At 61.6% G+C, this 22,747-nt stretch carries 22 protein-coding genes, 1 pseudogene and 1 riboswitch; of the genes and pseudogenes, 6 read left to right on the top strand and 17 right to left on the bottom strand.

Annotation, left to right across the window (positions count from 1 at the left end; genetic code table 11):
• Nucleotides 1–32: 32 nt before the first annotated feature.
• Nucleotides 33–1,067, top strand: coding sequence for an acyltransferase family protein (locus ACWKV4_RS07545; protein ID WP_483831446.1), 1,035 nt, complete (start codon nt 33–35; stop codon nt 1,065–1,067).
• Between the two features lie 57 nt (nt 1,068–1,124).
• Complete coding sequence (gene nfuA, locus ACWKV4_RS07540; protein WP_483831445.1) at nt 1,125–1,709, top strand: Fe-S biogenesis protein NfuA; 585 nt, start codon at nt 1,125–1,127, stop codon at nt 1,707–1,709.
• Nucleotides 1,710–1,765: 56 nt separating this feature from the next.
• Here the strand turns inward: nfuA and cobM are convergent, their stop codons facing one another.
• The 8 genes from cobM to ACWKV4_RS07500 all read right to left on the bottom strand — a co-directional run bounded on the left by cobM (nt 1,766) and on the right by ACWKV4_RS07500 (nt 9,167).
• Complete coding sequence (cobM, locus tag ACWKV4_RS07535) at nt 1,766–2,515, bottom strand: precorrin-4 C(11)-methyltransferase (protein ID WP_483831444.1); 750 nt, start codon at nt 2,513–2,515, stop codon at nt 1,766–1,768.
• A gap of 15 nt (nt 2,516–2,530) precedes the next feature.
• Entirely contained in the window at nt 2,531–2,950 is a 420-nt protein-coding gene (locus tag ACWKV4_RS07530; RefSeq protein WP_483831443.1) for a cobalamin biosynthesis protein, read from the bottom strand.
• Between the two features lie 6 nt (nt 2,951–2,956).
• Nucleotides 2,957–3,625 carry a CbtA family protein gene (locus tag ACWKV4_RS07525; RefSeq protein ID WP_483831442.1) on the bottom strand — a complete coding sequence of 223 codons (669 nt, stop codon included), beginning with the start codon at nt 3,623–3,625 and terminating at the stop codon, nt 2,957–2,959.
• Nucleotides 3,626–3,635: 10 nt separating this feature from the next.
• Nucleotides 3,636–3,827, bottom strand: a complete 192-nt coding sequence (locus ACWKV4_RS07520; RefSeq protein WP_483831441.1) for a CbtB domain-containing protein — start codon at nt 3,825–3,827, stop codon at nt 3,636–3,638.
• Between the two features lie 87 nt (nt 3,828–3,914).
• Nucleotides 3,915–4,129, bottom strand: a riboswitch (cobalamin riboswitch).
• Between the two features lie 114 nt (nt 4,130–4,243).
• The gene (lpdA, locus tag ACWKV4_RS07515; RefSeq protein WP_483831440.1) at nt 4,244–5,611 is read right to left on the bottom strand and encodes a dihydrolipoyl dehydrogenase; all 1,368 of its coding nucleotides are present in this window, start codon (nt 5,609–5,611) and stop codon (nt 4,244–4,246) included.
• 9 nt (nt 5,612–5,620) lie between these two features.
• The gene (locus ACWKV4_RS07510; RefSeq protein ID WP_483831439.1) at nt 5,621–6,871 is read right to left on the bottom strand and encodes a dihydrolipoamide acetyltransferase family protein; all 1,251 of its coding nucleotides are present in this window, start codon (nt 6,869–6,871) and stop codon (nt 5,621–5,623) included.
• Nucleotides 6,871–7,932 carry an alpha-ketoacid dehydrogenase subunit beta gene (locus ACWKV4_RS07505; protein WP_483831438.1) on the bottom strand — a complete coding sequence of 354 codons (1,062 nt, stop codon included), beginning with the start codon at nt 7,930–7,932 and terminating at the stop codon, nt 6,871–6,873. Before ACWKV4_RS07505 ends, ACWKV4_RS07510 begins: the two co-directional genes overlap by 1 nt.
• 2 nt (nt 7,933–7,934) lie before the next feature.
• A complete protein-coding gene (locus ACWKV4_RS07500; RefSeq protein WP_483831437.1) occupies nt 7,935–9,167 on the bottom strand; it encodes a thiamine pyrophosphate-dependent enzyme in 1,233 nt (410 codons plus the stop codon).
• A 253-nt stretch (nt 9,168–9,420) separates the two neighbouring features.
• On the opposite strand from ACWKV4_RS07500, the gene ACWKV4_RS07495 reads away from it, so the two are divergent.
• Nucleotides 9,421–11,073 carry an MFS transporter gene (locus tag ACWKV4_RS07495; protein WP_483831436.1) on the top strand — a complete coding sequence of 551 codons (1,653 nt, stop codon included), beginning with the start codon at nt 9,421–9,423 and terminating at the stop codon, nt 11,071–11,073.
• Nucleotides 11,070–12,239, top strand: coding sequence for an HlyD family secretion protein (locus ACWKV4_RS07490; RefSeq protein ID WP_483831435.1), 1,170 nt, complete (start codon nt 11,070–11,072; stop codon nt 12,237–12,239). The genes ACWKV4_RS07495 and ACWKV4_RS07490 overlap by 4 nt, the downstream gene beginning before the upstream one ends.
• A 20-nt stretch (nt 12,240–12,259) precedes the next feature.
• Here ACWKV4_RS07490 and ACWKV4_RS07485 read toward each other — a convergent pair.
• Nucleotides 12,260–13,369: pseudogene (locus tag ACWKV4_RS07485) on the bottom strand (ATP-binding protein); the annotation flags it as partial.
• Between the two features lie 273 nt (nt 13,370–13,642).
• Between ACWKV4_RS07485 and ACWKV4_RS07480 the strand changes: the two are divergent.
• A complete protein-coding gene (locus ACWKV4_RS07480; RefSeq protein WP_483831434.1) occupies nt 13,643–13,963 on the top strand; it encodes an RcnB family protein in 321 nt (106 codons plus the stop codon).
• 212 nt (nt 13,964–14,175) lie between these two features.
• On the opposite strand, the gene gloA is transcribed toward ACWKV4_RS07480, so the two are convergent.
• Nucleotides 14,176–14,706: a lactoylglutathione lyase gene (gene gloA, locus ACWKV4_RS07475; RefSeq protein WP_483831433.1), complete on the bottom strand. Its 531-nt coding sequence runs from the start codon at nt 14,704–14,706 to the stop codon at nt 14,176–14,178.
• 15 nt (nt 14,707–14,721) lie between these two features.
• Here gloA and ACWKV4_RS07470 point away from each other — a divergent pair, with 15 nt between their 5' ends.
• A complete protein-coding gene (locus tag ACWKV4_RS07470; RefSeq protein WP_483831432.1) occupies nt 14,722–14,862 on the top strand; it encodes a hypothetical protein in 141 nt (46 codons plus the stop codon).
• A 24-nt stretch (nt 14,863–14,886) separates the two neighbouring features.
• On the opposite strand, the gene ACWKV4_RS07465 is transcribed toward ACWKV4_RS07470, so the two are convergent.
• From ACWKV4_RS07465 to ACWKV4_RS07435, 7 genes are all read right to left on the bottom strand, one after another.
• Nucleotides 14,887–15,258: a histone-like nucleoid-structuring protein, MvaT/MvaU family gene (locus tag ACWKV4_RS07465; RefSeq protein WP_483831431.1), complete on the bottom strand. Its 372-nt coding sequence runs from the start codon at nt 15,256–15,258 to the stop codon at nt 14,887–14,889.
• A 143-nt stretch (nt 15,259–15,401) separates the two neighbouring features.
• Nucleotides 15,402–16,880, bottom strand: a complete 1,479-nt coding sequence (gene xylB / locus ACWKV4_RS07460) for a xylulokinase (RefSeq protein WP_483831430.1) — start codon at nt 16,878–16,880, stop codon at nt 15,402–15,404.
• Entirely contained in the window at nt 16,871–18,391 is a 1,521-nt protein-coding gene (locus ACWKV4_RS07455; RefSeq protein WP_483831429.1) for a mannitol dehydrogenase family protein, read from the bottom strand. The genes xylB and ACWKV4_RS07455 overlap by 10 nt, the downstream gene beginning before the upstream one ends.
• Nucleotides 18,392–18,405: 14 nt before the next feature.
• Nucleotides 18,406–19,509, bottom strand: a complete 1,104-nt coding sequence (locus ACWKV4_RS07450; protein WP_483831428.1) for an ABC transporter ATP-binding protein — start codon at nt 19,507–19,509, stop codon at nt 18,406–18,408.
• Nucleotides 19,510–19,558: 49 nt separating this feature from the next.
• Complete coding sequence (locus tag ACWKV4_RS07445; protein ID WP_483831427.1) at nt 19,559–20,392, bottom strand: carbohydrate ABC transporter permease; 834 nt, start codon at nt 20,390–20,392, stop codon at nt 19,559–19,561.
• A gap of 10 nt (nt 20,393–20,402) precedes the next feature.
• The gene (locus tag ACWKV4_RS07440) at nt 20,403–21,329 is read right to left on the bottom strand and encodes a carbohydrate ABC transporter permease (RefSeq protein ID WP_483831426.1); all 927 of its coding nucleotides are present in this window, start codon (nt 21,327–21,329) and stop codon (nt 20,403–20,405) included.
• A gap of 55 nt (nt 21,330–21,384) precedes the next feature.
• Nucleotides 21,385–22,692 carry an ABC transporter substrate-binding protein gene (locus ACWKV4_RS07435; protein WP_483831425.1) on the bottom strand — a complete coding sequence of 436 codons (1,308 nt, stop codon included), beginning with the start codon at nt 22,690–22,692 and terminating at the stop codon, nt 21,385–21,387.
• Nucleotides 22,693–22,747: the final 55 nt, after the last annotated feature.

Raw genomic sequence — 22,747 nt, 5'->3', positions numbered from 1 at the left:
CGTGGTAAAGTTTTGCGGCAAAGGTAATGCAGATGTTGATTTCGATTCAGGCGCTTCGGGCTATCGCGGCATGGTTGGTAGTCTTTCATCACTTTATGCAGGTGTTCTTTGATTTCAAAGGGGGCGGAGCGCTGGGCCACCTGTTTTCAGCCAAGGGGTCAGTAGGCGTGGACATTTTCTTTGTCATCAGCGGCTTGGTGATTTACCTCTCCACCTATGACAAACCCCTTCAGGCCAAGGAATTCCTGCTCAATCGAGCCATTCGTATCATTCCAGCGTATTGGTTCTACACCCTGGCCATGGGGCTTATGCTGTGGACTGTCGGGCGTTATATGCCCCATGGGGTAGTGAACTGGCCAACCTTCATTTTATCGCTGCTGTTCATACCGGCAGAAAACCCTGGCGGTTATGGCTTGTACCCTACGCTCAACGTAGGCTGGACACTGAACTACGAAATGTTCTTCTACTTGGTGTTCTCCCTGGCCTTCGTCGTGCCAAAGGCATGGCGAGCGTTGAGTGTTGCTGTCGCGCTGCTTGCCGCCAGTCAGGTGCTTAGCCACCTGGGCTGGTCGTCTCGTTTTTATGCCAACAACATCATGTATGAATTCCTGCTAGGCATGGTGTTGGGCGTGGCTTGGCGCCGCGGCTGGATACGCAACGGCCTATGGCTGCCCTTGGCCTTGGTCGGCGCCTGCGCGTTGATGATTTATCACCTGGAGCCGAGCAATCGCCTGCTCAACTGGGGCCTGCCCAGTGCCGGCATCGTGGCCAGCTGCCTGGCGTTGGAATCCCGCTTTGCCCACAACCGCGTGCTCAAGGCCCTGGGGGACTGTTCCTATTCGGTATACCTGGTGCACCTGCTGGTACTGTACGCGGGCTGGTTCATCACAACGCGGTTTGGCATCAATGCCTATGCGGTGTTCGGCCTGTTCTGCGTACCCACCATTCTCGGGCTGTCATGGTTGAGCTACCAGTGGATTGAAAAGCGCCTCTATTACCGAATGAAGGGCTGGCTGATGGAGCCGCGCGTGAAACCTGCTCATGCTATAACCCGACAAAATTACTAGGACTTTCTCCAGCGCTCGCTTTGCCGTAAACTGCGGGCCAGTCTGTGAGGAATGTACATGAGCGCCATAACGATTACCGACGCGGCTCAAGAATACCTGGGCGACCTGCTGAGCAAGCAGAACACTCCCGGTATCGGCATCCGTGTATTCATCACCCAGCCGGGTACCCAGTACGCTGAAACCTGTATTGCCTACTGCAAGCCCGGTGAAGAAAAGCCCGATGACAGCCCGCTGGGCCTTAAGCGCTTTACGGCCTGGATCGATGCGGTCAGCGAGCCCTTCCTGGATGCCGCGGTAGTGGATTACGCCACTGACCGCATGGGCGGCCAGTTGACCATCAAGGCACCCAACGCCAAGGTGCCTATGGTCAATGAAGACAGCCCCATTAATGAGCGCATCAATTATTACCTGCAAACCGAGATCAACCCCGGCTTGGCTAGCCACGGTGGCCAGGTCACCCTGATCGAAGTGGTCGAAGACGGTGTAGCCGTGTTGCAGTTCGGTGGCGGCTGCCAAGGCTGCGGCCAGGCGGACGTGACGCTCAGAGAAGGTATCGAGCGCACGTTGCTTGAGCGCATTCCTGAGCTCAAGGGCGTGCGCGATGTAACCGACCACACTGTGAAAGAAAACGCCTACTACTGAGTAAGCCGTGAACCGAGGCCGCGCTTAGTCGCGGCCTTGGCTATGGCCATGCTTGCCTAAGCTGGCCGGTAAAGGTGTGCACGCCCGGCGCGGTACAGCGCAGACTCGTCGAACACCTCATTGCCCAGCACGCGGCCCACGATAATCAGTGCCGTACGCCGGAAGCCCTTTTTCGTGACCAAGGCTTCGATCGTGGCCAGGGTGCCTAAGGCCCAGTCCTGCTCCGGCCAGCTGGCTTTGTAAATCACTGCCACGGGGCAGCCCGCGCCGTAACTGGGCATCAGCGTTTCGACAATTGCTGGCAAATGGCTTACGCCCAGGTGAATGGCCAGAGTGGCGCCGTGGCGGGCCAAGTCAGCTAACGCCTCCCCAGGGGGCATGGGCGAATGGGCGCCGTAGCGAGTGAGGATCAGGGTTTGGGACACCCCAGGCAGGGTCAGCTCACTGCCCAACAACGCCGCGCAGGCCGCCACGGCTGTGACGCCTGGTACGATTTCATAAGGAATGTTCAGTGCCCGCAGGCAGCGGATCTGTTCGCCGATAGCGCCGTACAGGCTGGGGTCGCCCGAATGCACCCGTGCAACGTCCTGGCCGCGCCCATGGGCTTGGGCGATTTCTTCGAGGATTGCATCCAGGTCTAACTCAGCGCTATTGATCACGCGCTCGGCGGTATGCTGGTGCAAAACCGCTTCTGGTACCAGGGAGCCGGCGTAGATAATCACGGGGCAGCGCTGTATCAGCCGCTGGCCCTTTACCGTGATGAGATCCGGGTCACCGGGGCCTGCGCCGATGAAATAGACAGTCATTGCATATACCTTGGGTCAAGCCTGTTCAGCTGGGAATGGGGACGCCAGGGCAACCGTGGCGTAGGCGTTCTGTAAGCGTGCCACCACCAGCCGGGGTGCGCCGCCGTACAACTGGTGGCAATGGTTCAGGGCTGCGCTTTCGGCAATCCCATAACAGCCGGTGTGGCGCCAACTAACGACCGAGCGATGGCTCAGCTGGGCCTCGAAGCACGCCAGGGCCGGCGCGCCATAGCCTACCAGAGGGAAACCCAACGCCTGTGCCACGGCCAACAGCCCAGGCTCCTGGGTGCGCCGCTCGAAAGTGGCAAGGCCTTGCAGGTCCTCAAGCTGTGCGCCAATCAGCAGCAAGGCCTTATGCAACACTGCCCATACCTGTGCTTGCGGGCAGCCCTGGCGGCAGCCGAAACCGGCCACCAGGGGTTGGAGCGCATTCATGGCCGTTCAGGCGCCGGGGCTGCGGCGAAATAGCCAGGCACTGGCCAGGCCCAGGGCCAACCAGAAGGCCACGTTGATCCCTTGGGCAGCCCAGCGGAACTGCTGCGCCAGGGCTTGCGGTGCCAGGCTTTCATGCTGAGGTGGCTGGGGGGCGCCTATCAGGTGGGGAAGCACTAGCAGGGCCAGCCCCGTTACTTTTAGCGCCCAGCCCCTGGCAAACACCAATAGCGCCAAGGCCGCAGCGGTCGAGGCCGCGGTGCCGATCCACCACAATTGCCGGCTGCCCAGGTCAGCGGCCGCCGTGCCGGGCAACTCTGGCGGCAGGCCTAGAGTCGGCGCCAAGATAAACACGGTGTAGCCCGCCAGGCCCCAGAGCAAACCCTCAGGGGTACGGCCTGGGGCACGCAGTGTATAGAGCCCGGCCAACATCAAGCCAAAACCTACCGCAACCACCAGGTTACCCCCGGTGGTGGAGGCTAGTCGCTGCCAACCGTCTTCAGGCTCCCAGGCTGGCGCTTGGGCGCCAGGTTCATGGTCATGGGGCGCGGCCGCGGCGGTCTCGAAGGTCTCGGCCTTGAGAATCAGCGGCGTGAGCCACAGGCTTTGCAGCAGGGAGAGGAGCAGGGCGGCGAGCAGGCCGGCAAAGCCTGCCGTACGCAGGATACGAGCGATCATGGCAGGCACCTCAGTGGCAAGGGAAAGCGGCGCTGTGGCGGGTGTCATGGGCGGCGTTATGCACTGCGGGGATATGGGAGAAACCGGCGAAATACACCAGGCTTGCGCCCAATACGGTGGCTACACAGGCGGCTATGGCACGCTCGGCCAAACTGGCGGTGGCGGGAATGGACGACGGGCGGGCGGTGGTAACAGTAGGCATGGCGCTTCCCTCAGGTAATTAGCGGGCAGGCGCGCCGAACCCTTGCCTGATTTGGCAAGGCCGGACAGCCCGCCCACCGCGGGTGTGTCTAGAAAGGTCGACCGGGCCGGTCTCCGGGCTCGCGAGGGGCTGGCGCGAGTGCGTGGCACTCACGCTGCCTGAACGCTCCCCCTTCCCATGCCAGGGCACAGTGGTTTGGAAGCGCGCTCGCTTACCGTTGCGGGGGCAGCACCGGACTCACCTTGCGGCACACCGGTTTCCCGTTTCACCCTGTGAAGGGCACCCGAACGAAGGGCGTAAGCAAAGCACGAGCAGGGCAATCGGTCAATTCGAGTAGGCGCGAAAGGAGGAGGGGAAAGCGGGCAGGCGGCGTTTCAGGGCCCGCGCCTGCTAGAACAGGCACCGGTCACCGTCAGCTAGATATGCAGCGCATGCCCCAAGGCTCGCATCGCCGCCTCCTGGACCGCTTCCCCCAGGGTGGGATGGGCGTGGATGGTGCCGGCGATATCCTCTAGGCGCGCGCCCAGCTCCAGGGACTGGCTAAAGGCCGCCGCCAACTCCGAGACCCCAGGGCCTACTGCCTGCCAGCCGAGGATCAAATGATCATCTGCCCGCGCCACCACCCGCACGAACCCACTGGTGTCGCCCAGGCTCATGGCGCGCCCGTTGGCAGCGAAGGGGAAGCTCGCCACCAGGGGGGCGGCCCCGGCCTGTTCCGGTAGCTTACCGACCACGACGATCTCAGGATCGGTGTAGCACACCGCGGCAATGGCCGCGGGCATAAAGCTACGGGTATACCCGGCAATGATCTCAGCCACCATTTCGCCCTGGGCCATGGCGCGGTGGGCCAACATAGGCTCACCGGCCAGGTCGCCGATGGCCCAAACGTTGGTCATGCTGGTGTGGCAACGGGCATCCACCTGTACCGCCCGGCCAGCCATGGCCAGGTCCAGGCATTCGAGGTTAAAGCCCTGGGTGCAAGGCGTTCTGCCTACCGCCACCAGTACACTGTCAACGCTCAGCTCGACCGGGTCGCCGCCTTGGGTAGGCCGTGCAATCAGTCGTTTGGCCTGGGCATCGAAGCCTTCCACGGCATGGCCGGGCAGGGCGTGAATACCTAACGCAGCCAAACGCTCTATCACCGGGCGGGTCAGTTCAGCGTCGTAGGCCGGCAACAGCCGCGGCTGGGCCTCGATCACGCTCACCTGTACCCCCAGCTTGCGGTAGGCGATACCCAACTCCAGGCCAATATAGCCACCCCCCACAACGGCCATGCGCTTAGGCAAATGGGTAGGCGACAGGGCTAGGGTGGAATCCATGACTGCGCCGCCAACGGGTAGGTTCGGCAACTCCACGCTATTCGAACCGGTGGCCAGCAGCAGGTGTTGGCAGTGGATACGCGTATCGCCTACCTCTACGGTTTTGCCATCCACGAGGCGGCCCAGGCCATGGATCACCTGCACCTTGTACTTTTTCAGCAGCGCCGCTACGCCAGTGGTCAAGCGGTCTACCAGGGTGTCCTTCCAGCCTACGGCCTGGGCCAGGTCCAGGGTAGGCTGGCCCGCGCTTACGCCAAAAGGCGTGGGTTCGCTCGCCTGATGGAAGCGCTCGGCCACATGGATCAGCGCTTTGGAGGGGATACAGCCTACATTCAGGCAGGTGCCACCGAGGGCCGAGGCTTCCACCAGCACCGTTGGAATGCCCAGCTGGCCGGCACGGATGGCAGCTACATAACCGCCGGGGCCGCCACCGAGCACCAACAGCCGGGTTTGCAATGTGTGCATGGACGGGCCTTATTCAATGAAAAGGGTGGCAGGTTGTTCGAGCAGTAGCCGTACCGCCTGGATAAACCGCGCGGCATCCATGCCATCGACTACTCGGTGATCGAAAGAGCTGGACAGGTTCATCATCTTGCGTATTACCACGTGGCCGTCGACTGCCATGGGGCGCTCAACCATGCGGTTGATGCCAACGATGGCCACTTCAGGCAGGTTCAGCACCGGTGTGGACACAATACCGCCCAGCGCGCCGAGGCTGGTTAAGGTGATGGTCGAACCCGAGAGGATTTCCCGCTCTGCTTTGCCATGGCGCGCAGCCTCGGCGATGCGGGAAATTTCACGCGCGCTGTCCCACAGGTTCTGGCTGTGCGCGTTACGCAGCACGGGCACCAACAGGCCTTGGTCACCCTGGGTAGCGATGCCCACATGCACGGCGCCGTGACGCTCGATCACCTGGCGTTCGTCGTCGTAGCGAGCGTTGAGTTGTGGGAAATCCCGCAGGGCCACCACCAAAGCGCGTACCAGTAGAGGCAGCAAGGTCAGCCGGCCTCGGGATTCACCCCAACGGCCGTTGAGCTGTTGGCGCAGTGCCTCCAGGGCGGTGACGTCGATTTCTTCCACGTAACTGAAGTGAGCCGCGCGGCGCACGGCCTCTTGCATCCGCTCGGCGATCTTGCGCCGCAAGCCGATCACCGATACTTCTTGAATATCACCCGCGGGGGTGGCGGCGCGCGTGGCGCTTGGGCCCTGGCGCCAGGCGTCCAGGTCAGCGTGAACGATACGGCCTGCCGGGCCGCTGCCTTGTAGCTGGGCCAGATCGATGCCTTCATCCCAAGCACGCTTGCGCACCGCTGGCGAGGCCAAGGGGCGCTCGCCTGGGGCGGGCGCGCGGGCGCCCATGGCAGGGCATGCAGGCGTGGCGGCAGCGGTGGGGCTCTTCGTGGGTTCTGGTGCCGGCTTGCTCAGTGCTGCGAAGGCTGGCAGGGCAGGTTCGTGTTCAGCACCGGGCTTGAGGTTGCCGGTACCTTCGACTTCCAGGCGAATCAGTTCGCTGCCCACCGCCATGGTTTGCCCTGGCGTGGCCCCCAGGGCGAGCACGCGGCCAGTGACTGGGCTGGGAATTTCCACCGTGGCCTTGTCGGTCATCACATCGGCCAACACCTGGTCTTCGATAACGGTGTCGCCGACCTTTACGAACCATTCCACCAGCTCTACCTGAGCGATACCTTCGCCAATGTCCGGCATCCTGATCACATGCTGGCCCATCAACGCACCTCCATGACACGTTTCAAGGCCGCTCCAACCCGGTCTGGCCCTGGAAAGTAAGCCCATTCCTGGGCATGGGGGTAGGGGGTGTCCCAACCGGCCACACGCTCAATGGGCGCTTCAAGCCAGTAGAAGCAATGTTCCTGCACCAAGGCCAGCAGCTCGGCGCCCAGCCCGCAGGTTTGCGTGGCCTCGTGGACGATCACGCAGCGGCGGGTCTTCTTCACCGATTCCACCAGGGTGTCCAGGTCTAGCGGCCATAGGCTGCGCAGGTCGATCACCTCAGCGTCTACGCCGGCTTCCTCGGCCGCGGTTACTGCTACGTGCACCGTGGTGCCGTAGGTGATCACGGTTACGTCCTTGCCAGGGCGTACGATGGCTGCGCTGTCGAGGGGTACGCTGTAGTAGCCCTCTGGCACTTGGGCTGCGGCATGGCCGGCCCAGGCCGTCACCGGTCGGTCGTGATGACCATCGAAGGGGCCGTTATAGAGGCGCTTGGGCTCAAGGAAGATCACCGGATCGTCGCATTCGATGGCGGCGATCAGCAGCCCCTTGGCGTCATAGGGGGTCGAAGGCATCAGGGTGCGTAGGCCGCATACCTGGGTGAAGATAGCCTCCGGGCTCTGGCTGTGGGTTTGCCCACCGTAAATGCCGCCGCCGCAAGGCATGCGCACGGTGATCGGCGCGGTGAAATCCCCAGCGGAGCGAAAACGCAGGCGGGCAGCTTCAGAGGTCAGTTGGTCGTAGGCCGGGTACACGTAATCAGCGAACTGAATCTCGGCCACCGGGCGCAGGCCATAGGCCCCCATACCCACGGCTACGCCCACGATTCCGCTTTCGGAAATAGGCGTGTCGAATACCCGGCTGTTGCCGTATTTGGCTTGCAGCCCTTCGGTGCAGCGGAACACACCGCCAAAGTACCCCACGTCTTGGCCGAAGGTGACCACGGTCGGGTGTCGATCGAGCATTACGTCCAGGGCTGAGCGTATGGCCTGGACCATGGTCATGGCCCGGGTCTGTTCCGCCACCTGTGGGGGCTCGATCCGTTGTGCGATATTCATGGTCAGATCCCCATCTGCTGGCGTTGGCGACGAAGGTGCGCGGGCATTTCCTGGTACACGTCCTCGAAAATGGTCGCCGCGCTGGCATAGGAGTCCCCGCCCAAGGTGCCGTGGCTTTCGGCTTCGCGGGTGGCGGTAATCACCTCTTGCTCCAGTTCGGCCACCAGCGCCTCGTGCCGGGCTTCGGACCATTCGCCGATGGCAATCATGTGCTGCTTGAGGCGCTGGACAGGATCACCCAGGGGGAAGTGGGACCAGTCGTCCGCGGGGCGGTATTTAGAGGGGTCGTCCGATGTGGAATGAGGGCCGCCACGGTAGGTGACCCACTCAATCAGCACCGGGCCCAGGTTGCTTCGGGCACGCTCGGCAGCCCAGCGCGACACTGCATGCACGGCGAGAAAGTCATTGCCGTCCACGCGCAGGGACGCGATCCCGCTGCCCACCCCACGGCCGGCGAAGGTGCTGGCCTCGCCCCCGGCAATGTGCTGGAAGCTTGAAATCGCCCACTGGTTGTTTACCACGTTAAGGATCACCGGCGCCCGGTAAACGTGGGCGAAGGTCAGGGCGGTGTGAAAGTCAGACTCTGCGGTGGAGCCGTCGCCAATCCAGGCGGAGGCAATACGGGTGTCGCCACGAATGGCCGACGCCATGGCCCAGCCCACCCCTTGCACGAATTGCGTGGCCAGGTTGCCGGAAATACTAAAAAAGCCCGCGGCCTTGTTGGAGTACATCACCGGCAGCTGACGACCCTTGAGCGGGTCCTTATCGTTGGAGAACAACTGGCAGATCATCTCGAACAAGGGCACCTGGCGCGCCAGCAGGATGCTTTGCTGGCGGTAGGTGGGGAAGCACATGTCATCGTCGCGCAGGGCCAGCGCATGGGCAGTGCCAATGGCTTCTTCGCCCAGGCTTTGCACATAGAAAGACATTTTCTTCTGGCGCTGAGCAGTGACCATGCGGGCGTCGAAGACCCGGGTCTTGATCATCCCGCGCAGCCCTGCATGGAGGGTTTCCATGGGGATGGGTTCGGCCCAGGGGCCAACGGCCTGGCCGTTGTCGTCCAATACCCGCACCAAGCCGGTAGCCAGGTCAGCGGTGTCTTGGGCATCGATGTCCACGGGTGGCTTACGGGCGCTGCCGGCAGGGCTCAATTGAAGGTAGCTAAAATCAGTCTGGCACCCCGGGCGGCCCGAAGGCTCAGGCACATGCAGGCGTAACGGTTCTTGGGCATTCACGTCTCACAACCCTCGATTTTGTGTTTATTGGGGAGTTGCTGGAGCAGTAGAGCGTTGATTCTAGGCCCAGGGCAGGAGAGTTTTTTTCTCTTTTGGATCACGCGCGGCTGCACGCGTAGGTCAGATATTCTTAATCAAAGGCTAAAGCAGGAATAAATCACCTGCCATAACCCAACTCTATGGCGTTGGGGAAACGGATCGAAACTTTTTGCCGCCCTCTGTTACTAAGCCACAGGCAACTTCAGGTGAGGGTATGGATCGGTACGCGCCACGCACATGGCAACCCCATGAAAAGCCCAACCTGCCGGGTTCACCCTCGACCCCGGTGCATCCCACCCCGCGCCGCGTCGCCTATGCCTTAGTGGGCCTGCTGGTGGGCATCACGGGAGGGCTGGGCAACGCCTTGGTTACCGCCAACCTGATTTACCTGCAAGGGGCGCTGGGCGTGACCAGCGCGGAGATTGCCTGGCTGCCGGCCGCTTATGTGATGACCAACGTCACCATGAACCTGCTGCTGGTGAAGTTCCGTCAGCAGTTCGGCCTGCGCGCCTTTACCGAGGTGTTTCTGGCGCTGTACGTGGTCGTGACCCTGGCGCACCTGTTCGTCAACGATTTGGGTTCGGCCATCGCCGTGCGGGCTGCTCATGGCATGGTGGGGGCAGCGCTCAGTTCCCTGGGCCTGTATTACATGATCCAGGCGCTGCCTGCGAAATGGCGCCTCAAAGCCTTGGTATTGGGCTTGGGCACGGCCCAGCTGGCCCTGCCCATGGCTCGGCTAGTGTCCGAGGACCTGCTGCAAATCGCTGAGTGGCGCGGGCTGTACCTGTTCGAGCTGGGCCTGGCGATCAGCGCGCTGGGCTGTGTACTGTGGCTCAAGCTGCCCCCAGGGGACCGTTTCAAAACCTTCGAACCCTTGGATTTTCTGACCTTTGCCTTGCTGGCGCCGGGTATTGGCCTATTGGTGGCAGTGCTATCGCTGGGGCGGGTCGATTGGTGGCTGGAGGCCCGTTGGATCGGCATCGCCTTGGCTGCGGCTATCGTGCTGATCCTGGTAGGGCTGTGCATTGAGCATAACCGCCGCAACCCCTTGCTGATGACCCGCTGGCTGGGCAGTGGGCCAATCCTGCGCCTAGGCCTGGCAGTGGTGCTCATTCGCATGGTGGGTTCGGAGCAATCCACCGGTGCGGTGGGCTTTATGCAGTACCTGAACATGGGCAGCGAGCAGCTGTTCGGCCTCTATATGGTGATGTTGATCGGCAGTGTAGCGGGCCTGGTCATCAGCGCCTTGACCATCGACCCGGATCACCTGTTCAGGCCGCTCTTGCTCTCGGTAGGCCTGATGGCCATCGGCGCGTTGATGGACAGCTTCTCTAGCAATATCACCCGGCCCCCGCAACTCTATGTCAGCCAATTTCTGCTGGCGTTCGGCAGTACGTTCTTCCTGGGCCCGACCATGGTGCTGGGCACCCGCAACGTGATCGCCAATCCGCGCAACCTGGTGAGCTTTTCGGTGATGTTCGGGATCGCGCAAAACCTCGGGGGCTTGCTAGGTTCGGCCCTGTTGGGCACCTGGCAGGTGATCCGGGAAAAATTCCACTCCAGCCTGATCGTCGAGCAGTTGATGGCAACCGACCCCAGGGTTGCGGCCAGGGTGCAAAGTGGCGCGGCGGCCTATGCCCAGGCCATTGGCGATACGCAGGCCCGGGCCACTCAAGGCGTGCGCGCTCTGGCGTCGGCCGCTACCCGAGAGGCCAACGTCATGGCCTACAACGACGTATTTATGCTGATCGCCATCATCGCTATTCTGACCTTGATCTGGATGTCAGTGCGCGTGCTCTGGCTGGCGACTAAAACGCGCGCCGCGCAGGCGGCGGCAAACGCTCAAACCCCTGGCAAACCTTCATGACCGAACCGAACCAAGCCCCTCAAGCGACCACCACCACGGCCATCGCCGCCACCCCCGAAGGGCAGACGCCACCGTCGGTGGACGCCGTACAACCACGCTCGCCCAAGGCTCGGGTGTTGTCTGCCCTGACCTTTGGCGGCCTGGCGCTGTTGGGCGTGGCCGTGGTGCTCTACGCCTGGCAGCTGCCACCCTTCGCCAGTGCCATCGAGAGCACCGAAAACGCGCTGATCCGAGGCCAAGTCACCCTTATCAGCCCGCAACTGAGCGGCTATGTCTTTGAGGTGCCGGTGCAGGATTTTCAGTTCGTCAAAGCCGGTGACCTGTTGGTACGGCTCGACGACCGTATCTATCGCCAGCGCCTGGCCCAGGCCGAGGCCAATCTGGCGTCTCAGCAGGCAGCGCTGGCCAATAATCGTCAGCAAAAGCGCAGCGCCCAGGCTACCTTGGAACAACGCAAGGCTGCCATTGGTAGCGCCGAGGCCCAGCGACGCAAGGCTGCGGCCGACCTGCGCCGGAGCTTGGCGCTGGTCACCGACGGTTCGATTTCCCAAAGCGAGCTGGATGTCAGCCGGGCCGCGTCAGCCCAGGCCGACGCCAGCTTGGCTCAGGCCCAGGCTTCGGTGCGTATCGCTGAAGAAGACCTGCGCAGTGCGGACGTTAACCGAGAGTCCTTGGTGGCCGCCGTGAGCAATGCCCAGGCGGCCCTAGAACTGGCCCGTATTGATTTGGCCAACACCCGCGTGCTGGCCCCGCGGGACGGCCAACTGGGGCAAGTCGGTGTGCGCCTGGGGGCTTGGGTGAATTCCGGCGCGCAGCTGATGGCCCTGGTGCCTGATACCTATTGGGTGGTCGCCAATTACAAGGAAACCCAGATGGCGGAGGTGCGGATTGGCCAGCCTGCCACCTTTACCGTGGATGCCTTTAACCATGCGCGCTTAACGGGCCGGGTGCAGGAAATTTCCCCCGCCACCGGTTCAGAGTTCAGCCTGCTGCAAGCCGACAACGCCACGGGTAACTTCGTCAAGATCGCCCAGCGCATCCCTGTGCGCATTCTGGTAGACCCGGATCAACCCAACGCCCGGCGTTTGAGACCGGGTATGTCTGTGGTGGTCAGTATCGATACCAGCGAAGTGCCGGAGCAGGACAGGCAGCACCCAGCGCCCTAAACGCTGAGTGTCTGGGAGGAGGTCGACGCTGTGAGCTGATCGTGCGCCACCGGTAGCCACAACTGAGCGGTGGTGCCTCCCGGGCGAGTGCTGCTAAGCACAAAACGCCCGCCCAATTGTTCGGCCAGCCCGTGAACCATGGACAGGCCCAGCCCCGTACCCTGGCCGGGCGCCTTGGTGGTAAAGAAAGGTTCCGTTGCCCTGGCCAGGGTAGGGGCGTCCATGCCTTCCCCGGTATCGCGCAGGGAGAGGCACACATAGTCGCCAGGGCGCAGGCCGTGGTGCTGTATATCCACTGTGTGAGCACGTGCCTCGATGATCAAGGCGCCGCCCTCTGGCATGGCGTCTCGCGCATTTACGGCCAGATTGAGCACCGCCAGCTCTAGCTGGTTGATGTCACCCATCACCGGGGACAGCCACAGCGGGAAACGGGTTTCGATATGCACCCGTGGGCCAAGCGAACTTTGCAGCAGTTCGGACATGCCGCGAATCAGCGCCAGCAGGTCGATGGGCTCCAGGCAGAGTTGCTGACGCCGCGCGAACGCCAGCATGCGCCGGGTGAGCGCCGCCCCGCGCTGTGCGCCCTGAATGGCGTTATCCAGCAACGGGCTGATGCGTGGGTCGGCGGGCAAGCGTTTGCGCAGCATTTCCAGGCTGCCCAGTACCACCATCAGCAGGTTGTTGAAGTCATGGGCGATGCCACCGGTCAGCTGGCCCAGCGCTTCCATTTTTTGCGACTGGAACAAGGCTTCCTGGGCTTGGCCCAAAGCAAGCTCTCGATCTCGAGCTTCGGTGATATCCCTCGTGACCTTGGCATAACCGATCAAGGTACCCGCCTCATCGACGACAGGGTCGATCACCACGCTGGCCCAGAACCGCGTGCCATCCTTGCGCACCCGCCAGCCTTGCTGCTCGAAGCGCCCAGCGTTGGCGGCCAAGCGTAGTGCGCGTTGGGGCAGGCCTGCCGCACGGTCTTCTTGGGTATAAAAACGCGAGAAATGCTGGCCGAGGATTTCTGCTTCCTCGTAGCCCTTGAGCCGACGCGCGCCTGTGTTCCAGCTAGTGACCTCACCCTGCGGGCCCAGCAGGTAAATCGCATAGTCGGTAACGGCATCGACCAACAAGCGGTATAGGCTGCTTTCATCGTTTATTGGAATACGCGGGCTGTACGACATCAAGGTTCACTCGAGCAAGGCGGGGCGGTGCGGGCGGAGCATTGCATACGACCACAGTTGCAGGGATTCTACTGTTGCAAACAAAAAGGGTATAGCACGGGCGAAGGACGACTTGCCGCAGGCGACGGAAGAAACTTTCCACCCCGTTCGGTTTTCATAGGTACAGGCGCTCTGAAACATTGGAGGCCATCGGAAGCGGGCCGTAACCCGCGTGAAACGAGGTGAACGATGCGCAACACAACATCTGCGGTACTGCTGGCCGGTTTCTTGTGCATGACGCCATTGCTGGCGAATGCCACCGACGAAGTAAAAAGCGACTGCAAGGCGGACCAGGTATGGACGGATTTCCTCGGCCATGGCAGATGCTATAGCCACGGCGATAAGGCACCTGACCCGTACACCCGTGACGATACGGCCATCAAGGATTGGAAAAGCAAAGGCCTGACCGCCCCTGACGACAATGCCCAGTGGGTTGAGATCAGCGGCAAGTACGTGATGATCAACCGCGAGAACTCGGTGATTAAAGAGATCCATGGCGCCAAGAAGTAAGCGCTAGGTTGTTTTCGCGAGCTGTGCTCGCGCCTACATGGGGTATGCATCGTTGACCCTGCCTGTAGGCGGGAGCGCTAGCTCGCGAATCGGCACGGGTTGCATGATAAAAGCGGTGCCCCATGGGTGCAGCCTTGTCATTCGAGAGAAGCTTCTTAAGCCAATCAGCCGCTCAACTAAAAAAGGGCCGATACTAAATCGGCCCTTTTTTATTACGCGTCAATCAGCGGTGTAGGCTGGATGATTTCTACCCAATAACCGTCTGGGTCTTTAATAAACGCCAGGCTTTTCATACGGCCATCGCTCAGGCGCTTCTGGAAACTCACGCCAAGCTCTTCAAAGCGAGCACAGGCTGTTTTGATGTCTGGCACCGAAACGCAAATATGACCAAACCCGCGAGGGTCGCTGTTGCCGTCATGGTAAGCGAAGGCTGCGTCTTTCTCGGTCCCGTGATTGTGGGTCAGTTCAAGTACGCCAGGAATGCCTTTCATCCAGCGGTTGCGCTCAACGGCGTCGACCGGAATGCGCTCGCGATCAACCAGCGCCAGGAAGTACAGGCTGAATTCGGCCTCTGGGAAATCACGTTTTTCAACCAGGCTAAAGCCCAATACGCGTGTATAAAAGTCCAACGATTGCGTGATGTCTTTGACCCGCAACATGGTGTGGTTGAATACGAAGCCGTGAGTGGCCGCTTCCGGCTGCGCGGTAACGCCTGGCACGGTGTCGAGTTCTCTAAGGGTCATAGGGACTCCAGTTTCTTGCTTAACGAAGAGGGGTTCAGGGAAGGGGGGCACGGCAGGAATGAAGGCTGGCTCAAGGCCAAAAAGAAGAAGCCCGCCGAAGCGGGCATATGGGGCGCTATTCCTTTAGCGATCTTCATCCTGCGCGCCGGCCTGTGAAAAAAGCGTGAAGCCGTTTGCCATTCAGCGGCGTACCCAGCTTTCTACGGTTTCAGCGCCGTATTGGTCTTTCCAGGCCCGCAGCCCGCGGTGGTTGCCGCCTTTGGTCTCGATCAATTCACCCGTTTCGGGGTTCTCGTAAACCTTGACGACACGGGCGCGGCGGGACTTGGGCACAGGCGACGCCGCCGCGGCGCGAGGCGTGGAACTTTTGCTAGGGTCGAGCAGTGCGACAATATCACGCAGGCTTTTGTCATAGTGTTTCATCATATCAAGCAACTTTTGCTCGAATTCGATTTCGCGCTTGAGGCCTGCATCGTTTTTCATGACTTCAAGTTGAGCGAGTTGCTCTTGTAACGCTTTTTCGGCAGCGCGAAATTCAGCGAGTCTGGACATTGTCGGCGGCTCCGGCTAATGGGTATGCCTCCAGAGCATAGTGCCTGTTCAGGTTGAAGTAAATAATATAGCAGGCCTGTTTTAAGCGTGTTTTCTACGTACTAATAACCCTTAATTTACCAACGTCTCTGATGTAACGATCCTTACAACGGCACTGGAATATGTTGGCGGTACCGCTCATATACCTTTTGATAAGCTTCGACCTGTGCCGGCGCGGGTTCGCAACGGGTGCTGTCATTTACTTCTATACAGCCGGCGCAGAGCGCTTCCAGGCGTCGTGGCCCGCCGCCGTCGGCGCACCATGCCGCCTGAATCGCAGCGCCTAACGCAGCGGCCTCGGGCTCGCTGGTGCAGACCACTGGCGTGGCCATGACGTCGGCCACCAGTTGCCGCCACACCGGGCTTTTAGCCCCGCCACCCACTAGGCGGATATCCGCGCTGTGCATGCCCGCGCCGCGTAGCAGGTCCAGGCCATAGCGCAGGCCGAAGGTGGTGCCTTCCACGGCGGCGCGGCACAGGTTGGCTGGGGTCAGGTTGGTGGCGGTCAGCCCTAACAGCGTGCCTGTAGCGTGGGGCAGCGCAGGCACTCGCTCACCGTTGAGAAAGGGCAACATCAGTACCCCGTCGGCGCCAATGGGCGCTTGCGCTACCTGCTGGTTGAAGCCGGCCAGGTCCAGCCCGAACAGGCCCCGCACGGTACTGGTGACGTTAGTAAGGTTCATGGTGCAGATCAGCGGCAGCCAGCCTCCCGAGGACGAGCAGAAGGTGGCCACCGCAGGCTCGTCGCATATCACCGGCGTATCGGTATAGCCGCATACCGTTCCGGACGATCCCAGGCTCATGGTGAACAAACCCGGGCGGATATTACCCGTGCCAATGGCTGACATCATGTTGTCGCCGCCGCCACTGGCCACCACGGCATTGGCGTTTATGCCCAGTTGTGCCGCAACATTGGGCAGCAGGGTACCAATGGGCTGGTCGGCGCTTACGAGCTCCGGCAAACCCCGGCTCAAGCGGCCAGAGGGGTCGATCCCATCGAGCAGGTCTTGGTCCCACCGGCGCTGGCGCACATCGAAGTAACCGGTGCCCGACGCATCGCCGAATTCGCTGCAGCGCCGGCCGGTCAGCCAGAAGTTCAGGTAATCGTGGGGCAGCAGCAGGCTGTGGGCTTGCTCGAAGATGGCCGGGTGTTGCGCCTTGGTCCAAAGCAGCTTTGACACTGTATAACCAGGCGCAATGGCCACCCCCAGCCGCGCAAGGGAGCCTTGTGGCCCCCCAAGCTCGGTAAGCAGGCGGTCGTTTTCGTCGGTGGTTTCCGTATCACACCACAGCTTGGCCGGGCGCAGCACTTGGCCGTATCTGTCCAGCAGTACAAGGCCATGTTGTTGGCCAGAGACGCCCACGCCGCGGATCCGTTGGCCCTCCACGCCGGCCTCTGACACGGCGGCTTTACAGGCGGTAATCAATGCACTAACCCACTGAGCAGGGTCTTGCTCGCGGCGGCCATTGGCGCCGCTGATCATGCTGTGCTCAGCGGCGCCCCGCCCTAGCACCCGGCCCGTGGCCGTATCGAGTACCAGGGCCTTGGTGCCCTGGGTGCCACAGTCGATGCCTAGGAACATGGCGCATTCCTCTCGGCATTGAGGGCTTTGAGGGCGCCGTCCACGCCATGGGCGCGCAGTTGCCGCAGCTGGTGCTCGAAAGCTTCGACAAAGGCCGCGGAGGCGGGCACTTCAGTCCCGAAGATCTCTTCGCTGCCCAGCAGCCGCTGAGCCAGGCCTTCATCTTCGGCCACCAGACCCTGGCAGAAGGCCGCGCGGGGGTCTGGGATGCTGTATTGCTGGCCTTTTTCATCCCGCCCGCGCAAATACAGGGCCCAGGCTGCCACCACCAGGGCCGCGCGACGCAGGTCGCCCTGGTCGCGGATCAGCCGGTTCAAGGTGGGTACGGTGAACTTGGGAAACTTCGATGAGCCATCGGAACACACGCGCTCCAGCTGGTCGGCGATAGCCTGGTTAGAGAACCGCTCGATCAACGTGTCTTTGTAGTGAGCCAGGTCGATGCCCGGCACTGGCGCCAGCTGCGGGGTGACATCCAGGTCCATATAGTCGCGAATGTACTGGGTGAACAGAGGGTCGTTCATGGTTTCGTGAACGAACCGGTAGCCCTTGAGGAAGCCCAGGTAAGTCAGGGCCAGGTGGCTGCCGTTGAGCAGCTTGAGTTTCATTTCCTCGTATGGGCTCACGTCATCGGTGAACTGCACGCCCACGTCTTCCCAGGCGGGGCGGCCATTGCAGAATTTGTCTTCCAGTACCCACTGCACAAAGGGCTCGCACACCACCGGCCAGCGGTCGTCGATGCCGTGGCGATCCAGCAATTGCTGGCGATGGGCCGCGCTGGTCATGGGGGTGATACGGTCCACCATGGCATTGGGAAAGCTGACGTGTTGTTCGATCCACTGGGCCAGGCCCGCGCCATAGGCATCACCGGCCAAATCGGCGAAGGCCAGCAGGGCCTTGCGCGCCACTTCGCCGTTGTGGGGCAGGTTATCGCAGCTCATTACCGTAAAGGGCGCGATGCCAGCCTCGCGGCGGCGCTGCAAGGCGGCGCAGATAAACCCGAACACGCTTTTCGGCGCGCTCGGGTTGGCCAGGTCCTGCTGAATCAGCGGCAGGTGGGCCATAAACTCGCCAGTGCTGTCATCGATGCAGTAGCCGCCTTCGGTGATGGTCAGCGACAGGATGCGAATGTTCGGCTGGGCCATGCGTTCGATCAGCGCCTGGGGCGAATCCTCCGCCAGCAGCATATCGCGCAGCGCGCCGATGATACGCACCTCGGTATCCGGGGTGTCACCCAGTTCGAACAGGGTATAGAAAAAGTCCTGGGCGGCGAGGTCGTGCTGGGCCTTGCGGTCCTCGGCGCGAACGCCTGCGCCGCAAATGGCCCAGTCCAAGGCTTTGCCCTGGTTCATCAAGGCGTCGGTGTAATAGGCCTGATGGGCGCGATGAAAGCCGCCTACACCAATGTGCACGATGCCCTGGGTCAGTAGCGCTGGCGGGTAGGCCGGGCGCTTCACGCCTTCGGGCAGGTCGTCCAAGGCTCCGAGGCTCAGTGTGAGAGAAGTAGTGGTCATAAAGGCTCCGAATGTCAGGCCGCGGCGCGCAGCGGGTTGGGCACGGCCAGGCCGTTGGCGTCGAACAGGTGGCAGTGCTGGGCGTCCAGGTGCAGGCTCAGGCGTTGCCCGTATTGGCTGGCCAGGTCACCACGCAGGCGTAGGGTCAGGGGCTCGTCGGAATCAGTGCGTACGTGGCAGAAGGTGTCGCTACCCAGGCGCTCGCTCACGTCCGCGGTTACTGTGAGTTGGGTGTGCCCTGGCTGCGCCAGCTCCAAGTGCTCGGGGCGAATGCCCAGGGTCACTACGTCGCCTTCGGTCAGGCCCGCGCTAACACGGGGTAACTCCAGGCGCGCACCCGCATCGAGTTGGACCTCGCAGCCCTCGGCGTGAACCTTGCCCACACGGCCCTTGAGAAAGCCCATCTTCGGCGTGCCGAGAAAACCTGCCACGAACAGGTTGGCGGGGTGGTGATACAGCTCCAGGGGCGAGCCTACCTGTTCCACCCGGCCGGCATTGAGCACCACCACCTTATCGGCCAAGGTCATGGCCTCTACCTGGTCGTGGGTCACGTAGATCATGGTGGCTTGCAGCTCTTTGTGCAGGCGCGACAGCTCCAAGCGCATCTGCACCCGCAAGGCGGCGTCCAGGTTCGACAACGGCTCGTCGAACAGGAAGATCTTCGGGTTGCGCACGATGGCCCGGCCGATGGCTACCCGCTGGCGCTGGCCACCGGACAACTGCTTTGGCTTGCGCTCCAGCAGCGGCTGCAACTCCAGGATACGGGCAGCTTCGTTGACCTTGCCCTCGATTTCACGTTTATCACGGCCGGCCAGGTCCAGGGCAAAAGAAAGGTTTTTACGCACGGTCATATGGGGGTAGAGCGCGTAGGTCTGGAACACCATGGCCAGGTCGCGCTTGGCCGGGGTTACCTCGGTGATATCGCACCCGTCCAGTTCGATCTGGCCACCGCTCACATCCTCAAGGCCCGCGATCAGCCGCAACAGGGTGGACTTACCACACCCGGACGGCCCCACGAACACCACGAACTCTTTATCCAGCACATCAAGGTCGATGCCCTTGATGATTTGCAGGTCTTCGAAGCCTTTTTTCAGGTTGCGTACTTTTAGCGTAGCCATGGGCGATTCCTTGTGAGCAAGGCTGGCTTGGCCAGCAAACGGGCCTGGGTCATTTCACGGCGCCGAAGGACAGGCCGCGGACCAGTTGTTTCTGGCTGATCCAGCCGAAAATCAGAATAGGGGCGCAAGCCAGGGTAGAAACCGCCGAGAGCTTGGCCCAAAACAGCCCTTCGGGGCTTGAGTAGGACGCGATCAAGGCCGTCAGGGGCGCGGCCTGGGAACTGGTAAGGTTCAGCGACCAGAAGGCTTCGTTCCAGCACAGAATCAGCGATAGCAGCACCGTGGAGGCCAGGCCGCCCTTGCTGATGGGCAGCAGCACGCGAATCATTTCCTGGGCCAGGGTAGCGCCATCGAGTCGGGCTGCTTCAAGAATGTCCCGAGGGATGTCCTTGAAGTAGGTGTACACCATCCACACTACGATCGGCAGGTTGATCAGGGTATAGATGATGATCAGCCCCAAGCGGGTATCGAGCAGCCCGGCGCCCTTGGCCAACAGGTAGATGGGCATCAACACCCCTACCGGCGGCAGCATCTTGGTAGAGAGCATCCACAGCAAGGTGCGCTTGGTGCGCTTGGTCTCGTAGAACGCCATGGAGTAGGCCGCCGGCACCGCGATCAGCATGCTCAGCAGCGTGGCACTGAACGAGATGACTACCGAGTTCCAGGCGAAGTGGAAGTAATCACTGCGCTCCTGAATGTGCAGGTAGTTTTCCAGGGTAGGGGTGAAGATAAACTGCGGGGGCGTGGCGAAGGCGTCCAGCTCCGTCTTGAAGCTGGTGAGTACCATCCAGAAGATCGGGAAGAACACGATCAGGGCGATCAGCCAGGACAGGGTTCCGAGGGCGGCGCTTTGCAGGCGCCGGGAGGTCTTGAGCGTCATCATTCAGTTGGCCTCAGCCCTTGTCGGTCAGGTTTTTGCCGATCATGCGCACCAGCACGATGGCGGCAATATTGGCGATGACCACGGCAATCAAGCCCCCGGCCGAGGCCATGCCTACGTCGAACTGCACTAACGCCTGGTTGTAGATCAGATAAGCCAGGTTGGTAGAGGCGAACCCTGGGCCGCCGTTGGTGGTAGTGAAAATCTCGGCGAACACCGACAGCAGGAAGATCGTCTCGATCATCACCACCACCGCCACTGGCCGCGCCAAGTGGGGCAGGGTCAGGTGCCAGAAGATCGCCAGAGGCCCGGCGCCGTCGAGCCGCGCGGCTTCTTTCTGCTCCTGATCCAGGGACTGCATCGCGGTCATCAGAATCAGGATCGCGAAAGGCAGCCATTGCCAGGCCACGATGATGATGATCGACAACAGTGGGTATTCAGCCAGCCAGTCCACCGGCTGGGCGCCGAACAGCTTCCACAGCGCCGCCAGCACGCCTGACACGGGGTGGAACATCAAGTTTTTGAATACCAGCGCGCCCACCGTAGGCATGATGAAAAACGGCGAGATCAGCAGCACCCGCACCACGCCACGGCCAAAGAACTCGCTCGCTTCCAGCAGGGCCGCGATCAGCACGCCACCCACTACGCTGATGGCCAGCACGCTGAGCACTAGCACCAGGGTGTTCCAGGCGCCGGGCAAAAAGCCGCTATCGGTCAGGAAGTAGGAGAAGTTCTCCAGCCCCACGAACGCATTTTCGCCGGGGTACAACAGGTTGTAGCGAATCAATGAAAAGTACAGGGTCATGGCCAGGGGGATGATCATCCAGGCCAGCAGCAGCACGACCGAGGGGCTGACCAGGAACCAGCCGGGGTTGCGGAACAGGCGTCGGCGCGGCGAGGGGGTACCCGCCAGGCCTGCCTTGAGCGTAGATGCAGTCATAGTTGCATACCTTGAAGAACCGGGAGGGGCCGGTTGCCCCCTCCGGGAAGGGGCCTTACTTCGGATAGCCCGCGCGTTTCATGTCGCGCTCGGTACTGGTTTGAGCAGTGGCCAGAGCCTGCTCGACCGTGGTTTTACCGGTTAGCGCGGCAGAGAAGGTCTGGCCTACGGACGTACCCAGGGCCTGGAATTCCGGAATGGTCACCAGTTGGATGCCCACATAGGGCTTTCCATCCGACGCCTTGGGGTCGGCCATTTTCAAGGATTCGAGGGTCACCTTGGCAAAGGGCGCGGCCTTCATGTACGCATCGTTGTAGGTAGACGCGCGAGTACCTGGCGGTACATTGGCCACGCCGTCTTTTTCTGCCACCAGCTTGGCGTACTCTTCAGAGGTTGCCCAGGTCGCGAAGGTCCGGGCGGCCTCTTGCTTCTTGGAGCTGCTGGGGATAGCCAAGGCCCAGGAATACAACCAGGAGGTGCCTTTCTCCGTGGTTTCGTGGGGCGCAAAGGTAAAGCCTACGCTGTCGGCTACCTTGCTTTGGGCTTTGTCGGTGACGAACGAGCCGGCCACGCTGGCATCGACCCAGATCGCGCACTTGCCGCTGTTAAACAGGGCGAGGTTTTCGTTGAAGCCATTGCTGGACGCGCCTGGCGGGCCCGAGGCTTTCATGTTGTTCACATAGAAGGTCAGGGCTTGCTTCCAGGCATCGGAATCGAACTGGGGTTTCCATTGGCTGTTGAACCAGGTGCCACCGTAGCCGTTGGCCAGGGTGGTGATCAGCGCCATGTTCTCACCCCAGCCCGGCTTGCCTCGCAGGCACAGGCCGTATTGGTCCTTGCTCTTGTCGGTGAGCTTGCTGGCGAATTCGCCGATCTGGGTCCAGGTGGGTTTTTCCGGCATGGTCAGGCCGGCGGCCTTGAACAGGTCGGTGCGGTAGTAGGTGATGGAGCTTTCGGCATAGAAGGGCAAGGCATAGAGCTTGCCGTTGACCGACAGGCCCTCGCGTACCGACGGGAAGACATCATCGAGCGTGTAGTCGGCCGGGAGGTTTTCCATCGGCGCCAGCCAGTTCTTCGAGCCCCAGAGTGAGGCTTCGTACATGCCAATGGTCAGCACGTCGAATTGCCCGCCCTGGGTGGCGATGTCTGTGGTCAAGCGCTGACGCAGTACGTTTTCTTCCAGTACCACCCATTTAAGGTGAATGCCAGGGTTGTGCTCTTCGAAGGTTTTCGACAGTTTCTGCATGCGGATCATGTCACTGTTGTTGACAGTGGCGATGGTCAGCTCGGTGTCTGCGGCCATGGCTGGGCCAGCCAGTACCAGACCCAGGGTCGCCATCAAGGCGGGTGCCGAAGTGCGCATCATGCTCTCCTCTGGCCCGGGCTTATGCCTGAGCCTGGTTATTGTTTTTTTTAGC

It is taken from the genome of Pseudomonas artemisiae (assembly GCF_057128685.1).
This window is presented reverse-complemented; position numbering and strand designations above follow the sequence as displayed.